The organism is Streptomyces sp. NRRL F-525 (assembly GCF_000716605.1).
Taxonomy (GTDB): Bacteria; Actinomycetota; Actinomycetes; order Streptomycetales; family Streptomycetaceae; genus Streptomyces.
On sequence record NZ_JNXE01000006.1, the window covers coordinates 206,219 to 222,882 of the forward strand.

Here is a 16,664-nt window from a genome sequence, read left to right on the forward strand (position 1 = left end):
CCGTCAGAACGTGGGGAGTTGTGGGCGCTTGCGGACGTAGCCGCCGGCGTCGACCCGCATCTGCATCCCGGTGACATAGCGGGACTCGTCGGAGACGAGGAAGAGCACGGTGTCGGAGACGTCCTCGGGCTCGACGTAGGGGATGTCCATGCCGGTCGTCGCGGGGAACGACAGCAGCGCGTCCTCGCGGGTCGGGTTGTCGAGGTCGGGCCGGAACGAGCGGTACATGATGTCGCTGTTCAGCATGTCCGTGTTGACGTTGGTGGGGTGCAGCGCGTTGACCCGGATCCGCCGGGACAGCAGCACCGTCGCCAAGTCATGGACGAACGCGGCGACTTGGCGCTTGGCGAAGGAGTAGCCGAGACCACCGGGGCCGTTGGACGGGTTGTCCACGGTCGCCGGGGTCAGCGCCGCTATGGAGCCGGTCGCCACGATCGAGGCGCCGTCCGGCAGATGGGGCAGGGCGGCCTCGACCGCGTGGACGACACCGTTGAAGTCGACGGTGACCGCGTCGATGAAGGCCTGGATGCCCTGCTGAGGACCCAGCGGGGCGATTCCGGCCTGGGCGACGACGGCGTCGAGGCGCCCCAACTCGGCCACCCCGTCGGCCACGGCCGCCTTCAGCGCCGCCGGATCACGCACGTCCGCCTTGCGCGCCACGATGCGTCGGCCGAGCTTCTCGACCTGGCGCACGGTCTCGTCCAGGTCGTCCTGAGTGGCCAGCGGATACGCGTTCGTGGCGATGTCCTCGCACAGGTCGACGGCGATGATGTCGGCGCCCTCCGCGGCCAGCCGGAGCGCGTGGGCACGGCCCTGTCCGCGCGCGGCGCCGGTGATGAAGACGACCTTGTCCTGTACTCGGCCCATCGTGGGACTCCTTCCGCCGGAGATAAAAGAGTAGCCTGAATGTTGCTGGAGGAGGCTGCTCGTGATCCATGATCGGGGTCAACTGAGGCAGCCGGTGGCCTGTTTCCGTTCAGTGGGACACGAACAGTGCACACAATTCAGCCGGTGCTAGAGAGTCCATGAGATCGAGGGAGCACATCGATGCCATTGCAGCCATGGATGAAGTTGCTGTCGACCGACGACCACCTGATCGAGCCGCCACGACTTTGGGCCGACCGCTTGCCGGCGAAGTACCGCGACGTCGGGCCGCGGATCGTGGAACAGGCACGCGGAGAGGGCCAGGCCCCGGCCGAGGTGTGGAACTACGAGGACCGCATCTACCCCTACATCGGCCTGAACGCCGTCGCGGGCAAGACACCTGAGGAGTTCGGCCTCGAACCGACCCGCTACGACGAGATGATCCCGGGCTGCTACGACCCGAAGGCCCGGCTGCGCGACATGGACCTGGACGGCGTGTGGGGCGCGCTGTGCTTCCCGTCGTTCCCGCGCTTCGCCGGCACGATCTTCCTGGACGGCCAGGACCGCGAGCTCGCCCTGCTCTGCGTCCAGGCATGGAACGACTTCGTGCTCGACGAGTGGTGCGCCACCGCACCCGGCCGGCTCATCCCGCTGGTCATCCTGCCGCTGTGGGACGTCGACGCCTGCGCGGCCGAGATCCGGCGCACGGCGGCCAAGGGCGCCAAGGCGATCTCGTTCCCGGAGAACCCGGTACCGCTGGGTCTGCCGTCCTTCCACACCGACCACTGGGACCCGGTGTTCAGGGCGGCCGTGGAGACCGACATGCCGTTGTGCCTGCACTTCGGCACCTCGGGCGCCGCACCGAAGACCGCCCCGGAGGCACCCTTCGCGGTGACCATCTCCCTGTTCGGTTGCAACTCCATGTACGCCACCGCCGACCTGATCTTCTCCCCGGTGTTCCACAACCACCCCGGCCTCAAGGTGGGGCTGTCCGAGGGCGGGATCGGCTGGATCCCCTACTTGCTGGAGCGGATGGACGGCACCTGGGAGCGGCACCGCTTCTACCAGAACGTCAACCAGACCGTGCGGCCCTCGGAGTTGTTCCACAAGCACATCCACGGCTGCTTCATCGACGACCGGTTCGGCGTGGACGTACGCCACCACGTGGGCGTCGACAAGATCACCTGGGAGTGCGACTACCCGCACTCCGACTCGTACTGGCCCAAGAGCCGCGCCTACGCCGCCGAGGTCCTCGCCGACGTACCCGACGAAGAGGTCCACAAGATCGTGGAGTTGAACGCCCGCCGCCTCTACAACCTCCCCGCATGAGCAGGCGCCCGGAGTCCGAGCGCTCCGACTGGACCGACCTCGACCTGCTCACCCGCGACGAGGCGTACGGCCGCCTCCAGGAGGAGATCGCGCTCACCACCCGCCGGCTGGCCGAACTCGGTGCGGGCGACGAGGCCGAGCGCGAACTCCTCGACACCCGGCTGCGCGCCCTGCGCGAGGCCGCCGAGGACCTGAATGTCGGCTGAGCGAAAGGGAGTTGGCGTGGGGCGTGTGGAAGGCAAGGTGGCGCTCGTCACGGGGGCGGCCCGGGGGCAGGGGCGTTCCCATGCCGTGCGGCTGGCGGAGGAGGGAGCCGATGTCGTCGTCACCGACGTTTGCCACGACATCAGCGACGAGCTGCCCTACGCGCTGGCGTCGAAGGAACAGCTCGAAGAGACCGCGGAGTTGGTGCGGGGGACGGGTCGGCGGTGCGTCGCGGTCCAGGCCGACGTCCGGTCGGTGGCCGAGATGCGGGGGGCTGTCGACGCGGCCAGGGACGAGTTCGGGCGGCTCGACACGGTCGTCGCGAACGCCGGTGTGATGAGCATCGGCGCCGCCTGGGAACTCTCCGAAGAGGCCTGGGACGTCGTCATGGACGTCAACCTCAAGGGCCCCTGGAACACGGTGCGCGCCGCGATCCCCTGGATGATCGAGGCGGGGCAGGGCGGTTCCGTCATCATCACCAGCTCGGCCGCAGGCATCCGCGGCCATGTGCCCTACGCCCACTACGTGGCCAGCAAGCACGGTGTCGTGGGCCTGATGAAGGCGCTCTCCAACGAACTCGCCCCGCACCGCATCCGGGTGAACACGGTGCACCCCACCGGCGTCAGCGACACGGGCATCACCGTCGGCGTCCCGATCGAGGAACTCGCCGCGCGGGAACCGCTGTTCGCGCTGGCCGCGATGAACCCTCTCGCCCCGTACGTCGAGCCGCGGGACGTGTCGAACGCCGTGCTGTTTCTCGCGTCGGACGAGGCGCGGTACGTCACGGGTCTCCAGTTCACCGTCGATGCCGGCTCGACGAACAAGCCGTAGAACGGAGTTGTGGATGAAGATCACGATCGACTCGTCGCTGTGCTCCGGGCACGCGAGGTGTGCGGCGGCGGCGCCGGAGGTGTTCCGGCTCGACGACGACGGCTACGCGCTGCCCTACGACGGCGAGGTGCCCCCGGAGCTCGAACAGGCCGCCCGGGACGGGGAGTTGGCCTGCCCCGAGAGGGCCATCACCGTCGAGCGCTGACACGGAACAGCCCCACGGCCGTAGACCGTGGGGCTGTTCTCGCGCGTGCTCGGGTCAGCCTGCTGGCTGCGGCGGCGGGGTGAAGTGGTGGCCCCAGAACGCGCCGTCGGTGATCTCGTAGACCGGTACCGGCTCCGGCACCTTCAGGCCGTTCCAGCCGAACTCGACGGCGTAGTTCTCCGGCGACCACACATAGAACGACACCATGTGGTCGTTCGTGTGCTTGCCGAGCGAGTGCATCATCGGGACCTCGAGCTTCGTGGCCCGGTCCAGGGCACGTCCCACGTCGTCCAGGGTCTCGCCCTCGACCATGAAGTGCAGCAGCCGCCCGGGGCCCGGCGCCGGGGTGACGCCCAGGGTGTGGTGGCGGGGGTTGCAGCCCATGAACCAGGTCGTGCCGCCCGGCGACCGCATCGTGTTGCGCTCGATGAAGCCGAGGACATTGACGTAGAAGTCGAAGGTGCCGCGCGCGTCCTCGGCGGAGACGATCGCGTGCCCGAAGCCCATGTCGCCGGTGAGGAATTTGGACACCAGCGGCGTGTGCACCGGGACGTGGTCGAGGATCGCGCCGTAGAACAGCTCGACCGGGTTGCCGCCCGGGTCGTTGAACTTGACGAAGCCGGTGACCCGGCGTTCCGCGGCCTCTTCCTCCGTGCCGGGGGTCACCTTGATGCCGGTCTTCTCGACGTCGGCGACCAGCCTCGCCAGTTCCCGCTCGTCGATCACCTCGAAGCCGAGGGCGGTCATCCCGCTCTGTGAGCCGGGGGAGACCACGATGCGGGCCGGATAGTCGTCCATCCGGAAGTACAGGGACTCCGGGTCGCCGCCCTCAACAGGCATCAGGCCGAGGAAATCCGCCCCGAACACCTTCCATTTCGCGATGTCGCTGGACTCCAGCCGTACATACCCGAGTGAGCGCACACCCATCAGGTTCTCCCATCAATGTCGTCAACTCCTGGCAGTTCGACGCTAATCAGCCCGGCTGACCCGGGCCCGGGAACGTCCCACTGATCGGGAGCGGCACGGCGTCCCCACGTGGCCCGGTGGCACGGTGACAGTCGCCTGTCACCCCGCGACCGGAGGCCACGCACCGTCATGACACTCACCGCTGAGGACACCCTGCGCGAACTGCACACCGACGAGGGCACGTTGCGCTATCACGAGGCGGGCGACGGGCCGCCCCTGCTCCTGTTGCACGGCTCGGGTCCGGGCGTCACCGGCTGGCGCAACTACCGTGGAAATCTCCCGGTGTTCGCGAAGCACTTCCGCTGCCTCGCCCTGGAATTCCCGGGGTTCGGGGTCAGCGACCCCACCGACGAGAACCCCATGATGGCGGCGCCCAAGGCCGTCCTGCGCTTCCTCGACGGCCTGGGCCTCGACCGCGTCGACGTCATCGGCAACTCCATGGGCGGCTTCGTCGCGGCCGGACTCGCCGTCGCCCACAAGGACTTGTTCCGCCGGGTCGTCACGATCGGCGGCGTGGGCCGCAACATCCTCTCGCCCGGCCCCAGCGAAGGCCTCAACCTGCTGGTCGAGTTCGCCGAGAACCCGACCCGCGAGAACCTGGTCCAGTGGCTGCGGTCGATGGTCCACGACCCGGCCCTCCTCACCGAGGAACTCATCGAGGAGCGCTGGCAGACAGCCACCGAGCCCGCGACCCTGGAGGCCTCCCGCCGCATCTACGGCCGCCAGGCCATGGCCGCCATGCAGGCCGCGCAGGCCCACTCCGACCAGCCCATCTGGGCCGCCCTGCACAAGATCACCGTGCCCACCCTGCTGACCTGGGGCCGCGACGACCGGGTCACACCGCTGGAGAGCGCGCTGATCCCGATGCGTACGATTCCGAAGGCCGAACTGCATGTGCTGCCCGACTGCGGACACTGGGCCATGATCGAGCAGAAGGAGGCCTGGGAAAGCACCGTGCTGGCCTTCCTGACCCGCCCCGAGGCATCCTGAGCGTCGGCGGGAGGACCGGACGACATGGGGGACGACGTGGCGAGACCCGCTGAGGGACGGCAACCGGCGGCCCCGGTCTCGCGCGGCCAGATCGCCCGCCGGGTCCGCATCCTCCGCGCCGCCTCCGAACTCGGCGCCCGCGAGGGCCTCGCCAGCGTGCAGATGCACGACGTGGCCAAGGAGGCCGGCGTCGCCATCGCCACGCTGTACCGCTACTTCCCGTCGAAGCCGTACCTGTTCATGGCGGTCCTGGAGTGGCACATCGAGCAGTACCTCGGCGGCCATGAGAGCGGTCAGGGGAACGGTCCGGAGAACCTCGCTCGCGCCGACGCGGGCACGGACGCCGCCGCCGAGGTCGCCGAGCTGCTCATCACGCTCAGCGTGAAGCTGCTGGACAGCCCGCTGCTCGCCTCGGCCGTGGCGCTGTCCTCGTTCACCGAGTACGCGACCGCCGTCCCGGCCCGCATCGACATCGTCGACAGCGCCCTCGGCCAGGCCATCCTGCGCCTCCTCGGCGCCGACGAGGCCTCGGAGACCGACCGCAGCAGGGCGCGGTTGCTCATCTACGGCTGGTGGGGTCTGTTCGTGGCCATGCTCACCGAGGAGATCTCCACCGAGGAGGCGGAGACCAACATGCGCCTGGCCGCCCGGCTGCTCCTCACGCCGTAGCCGGCCGTCCGGCGTCCGCGGAGAATGTGAAGCAATTCTTACGTCCCCCCGGTCGCGGGGTCATTTCCCGTATTCCGTAGGTAGCTTGGTTCCCGTCGGCGGCAGCCCGTTCCTCTTGCCGCCGATTCCCAGCGGAATCAAGAACAGGAAGTTCGGCATGCGGAAAATCGGGTTTGTCGGCGTGGCTCTCGTTGCCCTTTCCTTCACGCTCACGGCGTGCGGCGGGTCCGACAACAGCGACTCCACCTCGAAAGCGGCACCCACCATGTCGGCCACGAAGGCGGCTGTGCAGTCGGCGGACAGGACGGGAATGTTCGCGGGCCTCAACGGCAAGAAGGTGACCGGCGCCGCGAAGGTGGGCGGTTCGGGTGTCACGCTCTCCGGCTTCTCCTCCGACGAGGGTCCGGACCTGCACGTCTACCTCACGAACGGCACGGATGAGGCTGCCGTGTCGGCGGGCAAGCAGCTCGGAGCCGTCAAGTTCGATGAGAAGTCCCAGATGTTCGCGCTCAACGGCGTCGACGCGTCCATGTACACCAACGTGGTCATCCACTGCGACAAGGCGAAGGCGGTATTCGGCGCCGCGAAACTGTCATGAAGACGTTCTTTTCGCGCACGACTCTGATCGCGGCGGCTGTCGTCGGCGCGATCAGAGTCGCCCTCGGTGTTCTCTGGCTCCATGAGGGGACGTTGAAATACCGGGCGCATTTCGGTGCGGCGGACATCCTGCTGGTGGCGAACAGCGCGAAGTCGAACAGTCGGGTTCCGGGCTTTTTCAAAAGCTTCGCGGATTTCGCTCTCGCCGGCTGGCCGCATTTCTTCGGCTTCGCGATGCCTCTTCTGGAGACAACGCTGGGCGTCGTCCTCGTGATGGGGGTGTTCTCGCTGCCCGCGGCTCTGATGTCCGCCTTCACACTGCTGACGTACTGGAGCGCGGACCAGCTCATCACCGAGTATCCGGTGATGGCCGCCCTCTCGACGGTGGTCATCGCCTGGCCGCTGCTGGCCTCACGCTTCTCCGTGACGACTCTCGCGGAGAGGGCGGTGGGCCGAAGGCACCCCGACCTGGTGGTGTTCCAGGAGCCGTTCCGTCGCTGGCTCTGAGCGTCAGCCCGTAGCGCTCGCGATGTCGAGCACCGCGAGATACGAGAACGCGACGCTCGAACCGATCGGCGTTCCCGCGCCCGGGTACACGCGTCCCGACATCGCGGCGGCCGTGTTCCCGGACGCGTACAGCCCCTCGATCGGGGTGCCGTCCGGGCGCAGCACGCGCGCGTGCTCGTCGATCCTCAGTCCGCCCTTGGTGCCGATGTCGGAAGGGAGGATGGTCGCCACGTAGTACGGCGGGGTGTCGAGCGGCAGCAGCAGGGGGTTGGGCCAGTCCGGGGTGGGCGGCGCCGGGTAGTTGAGTTCGGGGAGGGCGGGGAAGCCCAGCACGTGGTGGGCGATCCGGTCCCAGGGTGTCTCGCCGCGGTGGAACCTCTCGTCGACCCCGGTGTGCGCGTAGCCGTTGAACTCCTCGACGGTCGCGCGCAGGGCATCGAGCGGTACGTCGATCAGCTTCGCCAACTCCTCAAGAGAATCAGCCCTCTTGAGCGCGCCGGACTCGAACCACTCGGGCCGGACCGGCTGGTCGTACGGGCCGCCGAAGCCGTCCCGGTCCAGCTGCCGCTGGTCGATGATCCAGTGGGCGGGGATGTGCGAGACTCCCGTGGTGGTGTGCAGGCGGACGATCTCGCGGCCCGCCTGGTCGTAGGGGCGGGCCTCGTTGACGAAGCGTTCGCCCGCCGCGTTGACCCAGATGCCGCCCCGGGTGCCCGTGTGGAAGAGCGGGAGGCCGTCCGGCCACACGAGGCCCGGCACGTACCAGGCGGCGTCGAGCAGGTCGGTCGCGGCGCCGACCGCGATCCCGGCCCGGAGCGCGTCGCCCGTGTTCCCCGGCGCGCCGTGCGTCCACTCGCTCGCGCGCTCCGGGACCGGCTGGTACTTCTCGCGCAGCTCCTGATCGCGCTCGAAACCGCCGGCCGCGAGGATCACCCCGCCCGTGGCGCGGAACGTGACCCGCTCGCCGTCGCTCACCGCCTCCACACCGACGACCCTGCCGTCCTCGACGACAAGGCTGTCGAACGCGGTGTCGAGCCGGAGCGAACCGTGGCCCGTCTCCAGGAAGGCCGCGAGCGTCCGGCCGATCAGCGCGCGGCCGCCGCTGAGGACCGGGCCTTCGTCACGTCCCCATCGCTCGGCGGGCAGGCAGGTGCGCACCAGCGGGGCGTGCTCGCCGAGTTCGGCGACGGTGACCTGCGGCGGGAAGATGGTGTGGCCCGCCGAGGAGGCTCCTTCGAGCGCCGGATAGTAGTCCGGCACCGGGCCGTACTCGAACGACCGGAACCACGGGTTCTTCTCCAACTCGTCGATCACCTGCGCGCCGGCCCGCAGATAGGCGTCCTGAAGTGGCTCCCGGGACGCGTCGTCGACGGCGGTGCGCAGATACGTCCTGGCGTCCTCGACGCTCTCGTCCAGACCGGCCCGCCGCAGGGGAGCCGAGCCGGGGTACCACAGACCGGCACCGGAGTAGGCGGTCGTGCCGCCGACCCGGTCGGTCTTCTCGACGACGAGCGTGCGCAGGCCGCGTGACGCCGCGGCGTAGGCACCGACCAGACCCCCGCCCGACCCGACGACGATCACGTCGTAGACGTCCTCGTTGCTGGTCATCCTGACCTCCTCAGGTGTGCTGACGTTTCTCGACGGCCGAGCGCGGCTCAACGCCACAACCTCCAGCAATGTGCCGGCGACGGTATCGAGCCACTTCGACGGCTCTCGCCGGTCATCTCGCTGAGCGAGACCCGTTGTCCACGCCCGGAGCGAGTCCCGGTGAGCGGAACGCGCGGGACCGCGATCGGGCACGGATGCCCAGGCTGGAGACCATCACGAGGTGAGGATGCGAATGACTGACGTCTGGGAACCGAGGGCCGTGGCGGACCGTGAGGCGGCGGTGGCCGAGGCGGTCGTACGACTCGCCCGCGCGGCCCGTGACCGCCAACCCTGCCCGCCCGTAAGGGACTTGCTCGGCGCGAGCGACATCAGCCTCGCCTACGCCGTCCAACAGCGCGTCGTGGCCGACCGGATCGCGGCCGGAGCACGCGTCGTCGGCCGCAAGATCGGGCTGACCTCCGAGGCGGTACAGCGCCAAGTGGGCGTCGACCGGCCCGACTTCGGGGTGCTCCTCGCCGACATGGACGTCAGCGCACTGCCGGCCGTGCCGAGCGAGCGGCTGCTGCAGCCCCGGGTCGAGGCGGAGATCGCCTTCGTCCTCGCCGCCGACCTCGACGACGACGGTCTCGACATCGAGCGGGTCCGCTCCGCCGTCGCGTACGCGGTCGCCGCGTTGGAGATCGTGGACAGCCGGGTCGCCGCATGGGACATCGCGATCACCGACACCGTCGCCGACAACGCGTCCAGCGGCTTGTTCGTACTGGGCGCCGAACAGGTCGAGTTGAAGGCGTTCGAACCCCGGGACGTGACCATGCGGCTGTACGCCGACGGCAAGCTCGCGTCGGCCGGCGACGGCACCGCCTGCCTCGGTGACCCGCTCGCCGCGCTGCTCTGGCTGGCGCGCACCGCCCGGGAGTTCGGCGATCCGCTGCGGGCCGGCCAGGTCGTGCTCTCCGGCGCACTCGGCCCACTCGTCCCCACCCCGCCAGGAACCACCGTACGGGCCGAACTGACGGGCCTCGGAACGGTGTCCGCGACCTTCTCACCCAAGGACCGAGGATGACGAAGACCAAGGTGGCCGTCATCGGCTCCGGCAACATCGGAACCGACCTGATGATCAAGGTGCTACGGCTGTCCGACACCCTGGAGATGGCCGCGATGGTGGGCATCGACCCGGACTCGGACGGCCTCGCCCGCGCCGCGCGCCTGAAGGTGCCCATCACGCACGAGGGCGTGGACGGGCTGATCCGGATGGACGGCTTCGACGACATCGAGATCGTCTTCGACGCGACCTCGGCGAAGGCCCATGTCGAGAACGCCAAACGCCTTGCCCCGTACGGGAAACGGCTCGTCGATCTCACTCCCGCCGCGATCGGCCCGTACGTCGTGCCGCCGGTGAACCTCGACGAGCACCTCGCCAACGATGTCGACAACCTCAACCTGGTCACCTGCGGCGGCCAGGCCACCATCCCGATCGTGCACGCGGTCAGCCGGATCACACCGGTGCCGTATGCCGAGATCGTCGCGTCGATCGCCTCGAAGTCGGCCGGTCCCGGAACCCGGGCCAACATCGACGAGTTCACCGAGACCACGTCCTCCGCGATCGAGAAGGTGGGCGGTGCCCGGCGGGGCAAGGCGATCATCGTGCTCAACCCGGCCGAACCGCCGCTGATCATGCGGGACACCGTGTACTGCCTGATCGGCGACGCGGACCAGGAGCAGGTGCGGGCCTCGGTCGAGGGCATGGTGGACGCCGTCGCCGAGTACGTGCCCGGCTACCGGCTCAAGCAGCAGGTGCAGTTCACCCCGATACCGGCCGGCGATCCGATCCACACGCTCTTCAGCGGCGACGCCTCCGAGGTCACCACCAAGGTGTCCGTCTTCCTCGAAGTCGAGGGCGCCGCCCACTACTTGCCCGCCTACGCCGGCAACCTCGACATCATGACCTCGGCCGCGCTGCGGGTCGCCGAGCGCATCGCCCAGCGCTTCTCCACGGAGGTGACCCGGTGACCCCCAGGCTCTACGTCCAGGACGTCACGCTGCGGGACGGCATGCACGCCATCCGGCACCGGATCACGATCGCGAACGTGGCCGCCATCAGCGCGGCCCTGGACCGGGCGGGCGTGGACGCCATCGAAGTCGCCCACGGCGACGGTCTGTCGGGCGGCAGCCTCAACTACGGCCCCGGCAGCAACACCGACTGGGAGTGGATCGAGGCCGCCGCCGGCGCCATCCACCGGGCGACGCTGACGTCCCTGCTGCTCCCCGGCATCGGCACCATCGCCGAACTCAAGCAGGCGTACTCCCTCGGCGTCCGCTCGGTCCGCGTCGCCACCCACTGCACCGAGGCCGACGTGGCCGCCCAGCACATCGCCACCGCCCGCGAACTCGGCATGGACGTCTCCGGCTTCCTGATGATGGCCCACATGACCGGCCCCGCCGAACTCGCCCGCCAGGCACGGCTGATGGAGTCCTACGGCGCGCACTGCGTGTACGTCACGGACTCCGGCGGCCGGCTGACCATGGACGGCGTGCGCGACCGCGTCCGCGCCTACCGCGACGTGCTCGACCCGGACACCCAGATCGGCATCCACGCGCACGAGAACCTCTCCCTCTCGGTCGCCAACTCGGTGACGGCGGTGGAGGAAGGCGTGACCCGGGTGGACGCGTCCCTGGCTGGACAGGGCGCGGGCGCCGGCAACTGCCCGATCGAACCGTTCGTCGCCGTCGCCAACCTCCTTGGCTGGGAACACGGTTGTGACCTGTTCGCCCTCCAGGACGCCGCCGACGACCTGGTGCGCCCGCTCCAGGACCGCCCGGTGCGCGTCGACCGGGAGACCCTGACCCTCGGCTACGCGGGCGCCTACTCCAGCTTCCTGCGGCACGCCGAGACGGCGGCAGGACAGTACGGCCTCGACGCCCGCACGATCCTTCAGGAGGTGGGCAGGCGGGGGCTGGTCGGCGGGCAGGAGGACATGATCGTGGACATCGCGCTCGACCTGACGCGCGGCTGCTGACCGCACGCCCACGCAGTGCCGCCCCCGGTCCGTGCACCGGGGGCGGCACTTTCGCGCATTGTTTAGACCGGGCGTACCAATAAACTCGTGCACGCCTCTTGGCCGGGCTCCGACGCCGTTGATACGTTGACGCAGGCGCCGAACTAGAATTGATTTCAGTTTGAGCAGAGAGGCATTGACGATGACGTCTGCCCTTCGCCTGGACCCGCGATCAGAGGCCGACCGGCATGCGCTGCCGCCGTCGATGATGGAGCGCGTGACGCTGATCATGGACCTCTTCGAGCGGCCCCAGACACACCTCACCCTCGAAGTGGTGTCCCGCCGGACTCACCTCCCGCGCTCCACGACCCACCGGATACTCGACCAACTGGTGCGCCTGGACTGGCTGCACCACACGGTCGCCGGGTACGCGCTCGGGCCGCGCGCGCTCGGTCTGGGCGGGCGGGAGATCGGGCACAGCACGCTGCGTGCGGCGGCCGCGCCCCAACTCCTCGACCTGGCCGTCCGGACGAAGATGGTCGTCCATCTCGCCGTGCTCGACGGCCCGGAGATCTACTACCTCGACAAGGTGGGCGGCCGGGCCGCGGTCGACATCCCCTCCCGGGTCGGCGGGCGGGCGGTCGCCCACTGCACCGGCCTCGGCAAGGCGATGCTGGCCTGGCTGAGTCCCGAGGAGATCGACGCCCGGTACCAGAAGGCGATGGAATGCCGCACCTCGCACAGCATCGGCCGACTCGACCTCCTGCACCGGGAGTTGGGCACCGTACGCCGTCGCAACGGGCTGGCGATCGACCGGGGCGAGTGCTTCCCCGACCTGGGGTGCGTGGGCCTCGCCCTGCGCGGTCCCGACGGCCCGGTCGGCGCGATCTCGGTCGTCGGGGACGGCCGCGCCCCGCTGGAACTGGTCGCCCCGCTGGTCGTCAACGCCGTACGGGCCGTGTCCGAGGAGCTGTTCGGGGGCGGGGCGGCGTACCGGCGGGAGGAGTTGGAGGCGGTGCCCTCGTAGCCGGGCGGGTGGGTCAGGCCGCCGTGGGGTGCACGGAGAGCAGGTCCGCGAGGTCGACGCGGGTCAGGAACTCGCGGCGGATGCGGTCGGCCACGGCGGAGACCACCTCGGAGCCGTCCTCGGCCGGGTCGATGTGCACCCGGTACGGACGCTGCCCGGAGGGGAGCGCGACGATGCGGGCGATCTCGTCCGAGACCAATGAGGCGTCCGTGCCCTCGGGCTCCAACGCGGCGAGTTTCTCGGCGACTTGGCTCATCAGACCGGTGTACCGCGTCTCGTACTCCGCCTCGACCTTGTCGTCCGCCGGGTGCCCGGAGTGGGCGAAGTGGTTCGTGCCGCTGGTGAACGAACCGGGCACCACGATGGACGTCTCCACACCCCAACGGGCAAGCTCGGCCGCGTAACTGACGGCGAGGGAGTCCATGGCGGCCTTGGCGGCGAAGTACGGCGCGAGATACGGCGGGGTGCCGCCCTTGACGCTCGAACTCGACACCCAGATCACCAGACCCCGGCCGGCCTCGCGCAGATGGGGCAGCGCGGCGCGGTTGACCCGCTGGGTGGAGAGGACGTTGACGTCGTACAGCTCGGCGAGCTGTTCCGGCGTGAAGGCCTCGGCCGGTCCGGTGACCATGTGGCCGGCGTTGTGGATCAGGACGTCGATACGGCCGTGCTCGGAGACGACCTGGTCGATCGCCGCGTCGACGGAGGACTGCGCGTTCACGTCGAGTTCTATGGAGCGCAGGTCGACGCCGTGTTCCTTGGCGTAGGCGGCGGCCGCCTGGACCTGGGGCGCGTTACGAGTCCCGGTCTGGCGCATGCCGGCGTAGACGGTGTCGCCCCGGCGCGCGAGCGTGCGGGCGGTGAGGGCGCCGAAGCCGCTGGAGGCGCCGGTGATCACGACGATGTTGTTCATGGGGTTCACTCCTTGAAGGGGGGTGGCTCAGGCCAGCCCGCCGTTGGCGAACAGCACCTGGCCGTTGATCCAGCGGGCCGGGCCCGCGAGGAAGGCGACCGACTCCGCGATGTCGTCCGGGGCGCCGAGGCGCTCCAGCGGGGCGGCCTTGGCGAGGTTCTGGACCGTCGCCTCGTCCTTGCCGTCGAGGAAGAGGGAGGTCGCGGTGGGGCCGGGGGCGACCGTGTTGACGGTGATGTCCTTGCCGCGCAGTTCGCGGGCCAGGACGAGGGTCATCGCCTCGACCGCGGCCTTGCTCGCCACGTATCCGCCGTACGTCGGGAACTTGGTGCGGGTGACGGTGGTGGAGAAGTTGATGATCGCGCCGCCGCTGCGCACCCGGCGGGCCGCCTGCTGGGAGACGACGAACGTGCCGCGGATGTTGGTGCGGTGCATGCGGTCGAGATCGTCGAGATTCATGGTCGCGATGGGCGAAAGGACCATGATCCCGGCGGTGTTGACGACCACGTCGATGCCGCCGAACTCCGCCTCGACCGCGTCGAAGGCGGCGGCCATCTCCTGCTCGTCGGCCACGTCGCCGCCGACCGGGATCGCCCGGCCGCCGGCCGCGGTGATCGCGGCGACCGTCTCGTCGGCGCGGGACTTGTTGCCCGCGTAGTGCACGCCGACCGCGATGCCGTCCTGGGCGAGGCGCTCGGCGACCGCGCGGCCGATGCCGCCGGAGCCGCCGGTGATCAGGGCGACGCGGGTGGGGGTGTGGGTGTCAGTCATGGTGAGGGTCCTTCCGTGAGGTGGGGTGCTGCGGGGAGACGGGGATCTGCGTGAGCCACTGCCCGAGCAGGGCCGACTCCGCCGGGCTGAACGGTTCGGGGGTGAGGTCGTCGAGGGACGAGAGCAGCGTGGTCGCGGCCGCGGCGCGGGTGTCCGCGGCCGTGGTGTCCGCCGCGGGGTCGAGCAGGATCGCCTGGTGGATCGCGTCGCGGACCAGTCCCGACAGGCCGGAGTCCGGATACAGGGTGGGACGGGTGATCAGCGCCAGGGACACCCCGGTGTTGGCCGACATGACCATGCGTGCCGCGATCTCCGGTGCGACCCGGAGCCGCCCCTGCGCGGCGAGCCGCTCGAGGTCCCCGCGGAGGATGCGCATCGCCTCCTCCGCCGCCGCGGGCACGGAACGGAGCGCCGGGGCGAACATCAGCTTGTAGGCGTTGGGGTGCGCCAGCGCGAACGCGGTGTGGCTGTCCCAGCCGGCCCGGAGATCCCGCAGCGGGTCCTCGGACTTCGTGGCAGCCCGCTTCGTCTCCAGGTACTGGTCCCACACGTGGTCGACCGTCGCCGCCAGCAGCCCGTCCTTGTCGCCGAACAGCCGGTACAGCACGGGCTGTTGGACCCCCGCCGCCTCGCACACCGCACGCGTCGAGACGTCGCCGCTCGGCGACTGGGCGATCAGCTCCGCCGCCGCCTCGATTATCAGCGATCTCGTGTTCATGTAATCGACGATAACAGGGATTCGTATCGCTGACAACAGTCTTCTGTTAGCGGCGAAAACATGCCGACGGGAGCGGGGGAAACAAAGGGGCGCCCCCGCCGCATCGACACGCGATGCGGCGGAGGCGCCCCTGACCGCCGTGCAGGCTCAGGACTGCACGGCGAGCTGGAAGGCCTGCGCGGTGGAGCCGTCGCAGGTCCGCTGGGTGAGCTGGACACTGTTGGTCGCCGCCGCGGCGGCGGTCAGGCACTTGCCGCTGTGCCGGGCGACGAAGTGGTAGCGCCCGCTCGTCTCCTTCACGGGCTGCCACTGCTGGTTCGTGCCGCCGGAGTAGGCCCACAGCTGCAACGGCGCGTTGTCCGCCGTCGAGCGGTCGGTCACGTCGATGACCTGGGCCGGATTGCCCCGCGCGGTGATCTCCATGTACCCGCTGTCGGTCGAGCGGAACTGGTACTGCTGCGCCGCCGTCCCGTTGCAGGCGTACTGCTGGATCGCCGTCCCGTTGGCCGTGGCCGCCGAACGGGCGTCGACGCACGTGCCGTTGCCGCCGTTCTGCACGGAGTACCAGGACGTCTCGGAGATCGGGGTGTCCGTCGGCGGCATCGAAGTGTCGCCCCCGCCCAGCCACTTGAGCCCGTTCAGCAGGAACTGGTTCTGGGTGGCGCTCGCGAACGTCGACGACAGGCGCGTGTTGGTCGTGTAGTTCATCGCGTTGTGGCCGAAGTTCGCGTACAGCATCTTGTACTTCGTGTTGGTCCAGATGATCGGGTAATACCCGCTGTACCAGGACTGGTTGGGATCAGTGCCGACCGGGAAACTGCTCGGGTCGATCGACGCGAGGATCTTGATGTCCGGGTTCTGCCGCAGATCGTTGGACCAGCTGTACCACTCGCTGACCGACGAGGTGAACGTGGCCGGCAGGCCGGCGGTGGGCGGGATCGAATGGTCCTCCACCTTCAGGGTCACCGCCGTCGGACCCCAGGTGTTGGACACGAAGTTCCCCGAGCCGAGGAACGTGTTGTGGTACCAGGACCAGCTCGCCGCGTCCGTCGTGAAGGCGGAGACATGGAAGCCCATGAAGCCGCCGCCACCCCTCATGTACGCCTCGAAACCGGTGCGTTGGGCGGCCGTCTGCGGCAAGTCGTCGAGGAACAGCACGACTTGGTAGGCGTTGACCCCGCCGTTGGCGAGCAGGTCCCAGTTGGTGCTGGACGTGTAGGTGAAGCCGTTCGCCGCGGCCTGCTGCGGGAACCAGACGTTCGCCTCCTTCTCGAAGTCGATGTGCGCCGCGTCGTACGTACCGCTGTACAGGCCGAGAACCTTGAACGGCGTGGCCGCGGTGCTCGCGTGGGCGGCGGGCGGTGCCACCGCGAAGCCCAGCACCGTCGCCAGGAGGAGCAGCACCCGCAGGGCCGCGCGGGTGGAACCGGATCTGATGGTGTTCATCTGGTGATCGATCCTTTCCCTGC

Annotated in this window: 20 protein-coding genes; 12 read left to right on the forward strand and 8 right to left on the reverse strand. The window is 69.5% G+C overall.

The window, feature by feature from the left end; translation table 11 throughout:
* Positions 1–3: 3 nt before the first annotated feature.
* Positions 4–867 (reverse strand): mycofactocin-coupled SDR family oxidoreductase, encoded by an 864-nt coding sequence (locus OO69_RS11720; protein ID WP_033280449.1) that lies wholly within the window; start codon positions 865–867, stop codon positions 4–6.
* Between the two features lie 180 nt (positions 868–1,047).
* Here OO69_RS11720 and OO69_RS11725 point away from each other — a divergent pair, with 180 nt between their 5' ends.
* Genes OO69_RS11725 through OO69_RS11740 form a run of 4 tightly spaced genes read left to right on the forward strand, consistent with a single transcriptional unit; the run spans position 1,048 to position 3,433 of the window.
* Positions 1,048–2,193 carry an amidohydrolase family protein gene (locus OO69_RS11725; protein ID WP_106971006.1) on the forward strand — a complete coding sequence of 382 codons (1,146 nt, stop codon included), beginning with the start codon at positions 1,048–1,050 and terminating at the stop codon, positions 2,191–2,193.
* Complete coding sequence (locus OO69_RS11730; RefSeq protein ID WP_033280451.1) at positions 2,190–2,399, forward strand: hypothetical protein; 210 nt, start codon at positions 2,190–2,192, stop codon at positions 2,397–2,399. Before OO69_RS11725 ends, OO69_RS11730 begins: the two co-directional genes overlap by 4 nt.
* Positions 2,400–2,415: 16 nt before the next feature.
* Positions 2,416–3,228 (forward strand): mycofactocin-coupled SDR family oxidoreductase, encoded by an 813-nt coding sequence (locus tag OO69_RS11735; RefSeq protein WP_033280452.1) that lies wholly within the window; start codon positions 2,416–2,418, stop codon positions 3,226–3,228.
* A 13-nt stretch (positions 3,229–3,241) separates the two neighbouring features.
* Positions 3,242–3,433 carry a ferredoxin gene (locus OO69_RS11740; RefSeq protein ID WP_033280453.1) on the forward strand — a complete coding sequence of 64 codons (192 nt, stop codon included), beginning with the start codon at positions 3,242–3,244 and terminating at the stop codon, positions 3,431–3,433.
* Between the two features lie 54 nt (positions 3,434–3,487).
* Here the strand turns inward: OO69_RS11740 and OO69_RS11745 are convergent, their stop codons facing one another.
* The gene (locus OO69_RS11745; protein WP_033280454.1) at positions 3,488–4,360 is read right to left on the reverse strand and encodes a VOC family protein; all 873 of its coding nucleotides are present in this window, start codon (positions 4,358–4,360) and stop codon (positions 3,488–3,490) included.
* A 168-nt stretch (positions 4,361–4,528) separates the two neighbouring features.
* Between OO69_RS11745 and OO69_RS11750 the strand changes: the two genes are divergently transcribed.
* The gene (locus OO69_RS11750; protein ID WP_033280455.1) at positions 4,529–5,389 is read left to right on the forward strand and encodes an alpha/beta fold hydrolase; all 861 of its coding nucleotides are present in this window, start codon (positions 4,529–4,531) and stop codon (positions 5,387–5,389) included.
* A gap of 24 nt (positions 5,390–5,413) precedes the next feature.
* Complete coding sequence (locus OO69_RS11755; RefSeq protein ID WP_033280456.1) at positions 5,414–6,058, forward strand: TetR family transcriptional regulator; 645 nt, start codon at positions 5,414–5,416, stop codon at positions 6,056–6,058.
* Between the two features lie 60 nt (positions 6,059–6,118).
* Here OO69_RS11755 and OO69_RS52940 read toward each other — a convergent pair whose 3' ends face one another.
* Positions 6,119–6,334, reverse strand: a complete 216-nt coding sequence (locus OO69_RS52940; protein ID WP_234444410.1) for a hypothetical protein — start codon at positions 6,332–6,334, stop codon at positions 6,119–6,121.
* Here OO69_RS52940 and OO69_RS11760 point away from each other — a divergent pair.
* Positions 6,324–6,656, forward strand: coding sequence for a DM13 domain-containing protein (locus tag OO69_RS11760; protein ID WP_234444411.1), 333 nt, complete (start codon positions 6,324–6,326; stop codon positions 6,654–6,656). The genes OO69_RS52940 and OO69_RS11760 overlap by 11 nt on opposite strands.
* Complete coding sequence (locus tag OO69_RS11765; protein ID WP_051800929.1) at positions 6,653–7,162, forward strand: DoxX family membrane protein; 510 nt, start codon at positions 6,653–6,655, stop codon at positions 7,160–7,162. The genes OO69_RS11760 and OO69_RS11765 overlap by 4 nt, the downstream gene beginning before the upstream one ends.
* Before the next feature lie 3 nt (positions 7,163–7,165).
* On the opposite strand, the gene OO69_RS11770 is transcribed toward OO69_RS11765, so the two are convergent.
* A complete protein-coding gene (locus tag OO69_RS11770) occupies positions 7,166–8,770 on the reverse strand; it encodes an FAD-dependent oxidoreductase (protein ID WP_033280458.1) in 1,605 nt (534 codons plus the stop codon).
* A gap of 232 nt (positions 8,771–9,002) precedes the next feature.
* On the opposite strand from OO69_RS11770, the gene OO69_RS11775 reads away from it, so the two are divergent.
* From OO69_RS11775 to OO69_RS11790, 4 genes are all read left to right on the forward strand, one after another.
* Entirely contained in the window at positions 9,003–9,833 is an 831-nt protein-coding gene (locus OO69_RS11775; protein ID WP_106971008.1) for a 2-keto-4-pentenoate hydratase, read from the forward strand.
* Positions 9,830–10,780 (forward strand): acetaldehyde dehydrogenase (acetylating), encoded by a 951-nt coding sequence (locus OO69_RS11780; RefSeq protein WP_033280459.1) that lies wholly within the window; start codon positions 9,830–9,832, stop codon positions 10,778–10,780. The genes OO69_RS11775 and OO69_RS11780 overlap by 4 nt, the downstream gene beginning before the upstream one ends.
* Positions 10,777–11,787 carry a 4-hydroxy-2-oxovalerate aldolase gene (gene dmpG / locus OO69_RS11785; RefSeq protein ID WP_033280460.1) on the forward strand — a complete coding sequence of 337 codons (1,011 nt, stop codon included), beginning with the start codon at positions 10,777–10,779 and terminating at the stop codon, positions 11,785–11,787. The genes OO69_RS11780 and dmpG overlap by 4 nt, the downstream gene beginning before the upstream one ends.
* A 244-nt stretch (positions 11,788–12,031) precedes the next feature.
* Positions 12,032–12,793, forward strand: coding sequence for an IclR family transcriptional regulator (locus OO69_RS11790; protein ID WP_106971009.1), 762 nt, complete (start codon positions 12,032–12,034; stop codon positions 12,791–12,793).
* 13 nt (positions 12,794–12,806) lie between these two features.
* Here the strand turns inward: OO69_RS11790 and OO69_RS11795 are convergent, their stop codons facing one another.
* The 4 genes from OO69_RS11795 to OO69_RS11810 all read right to left on the reverse strand — a co-directional run bounded on the left by OO69_RS11795 (position 12,807) and on the right by OO69_RS11810 (position 16,641).
* Positions 12,807–13,706: an SDR family oxidoreductase gene (locus tag OO69_RS11795; protein ID WP_033280461.1), complete on the reverse strand. Its 900-nt coding sequence runs from the start codon at positions 13,704–13,706 to the stop codon at positions 12,807–12,809.
* A 27-nt stretch (positions 13,707–13,733) separates the two neighbouring features.
* Positions 13,734–14,477: an SDR family oxidoreductase gene (locus OO69_RS11800; RefSeq protein WP_033280462.1), complete on the reverse strand. Its 744-nt coding sequence runs from the start codon at positions 14,475–14,477 to the stop codon at positions 13,734–13,736.
* Positions 14,470–15,195 (reverse strand): TetR/AcrR family transcriptional regulator, encoded by a 726-nt coding sequence (locus OO69_RS11805; RefSeq protein WP_033280463.1) that lies wholly within the window; start codon positions 15,193–15,195, stop codon positions 14,470–14,472. The genes OO69_RS11800 and OO69_RS11805 overlap by 8 nt, the downstream gene beginning before the upstream one ends.
* A 147-nt stretch (positions 15,196–15,342) precedes the next feature.
* Entirely contained in the window at positions 15,343–16,641 is a 1,299-nt protein-coding gene (locus OO69_RS11810) for a ThuA domain-containing protein (protein ID WP_033280464.1), read from the reverse strand.
* Positions 16,642–16,664 lie beyond the last annotated feature (23 nt).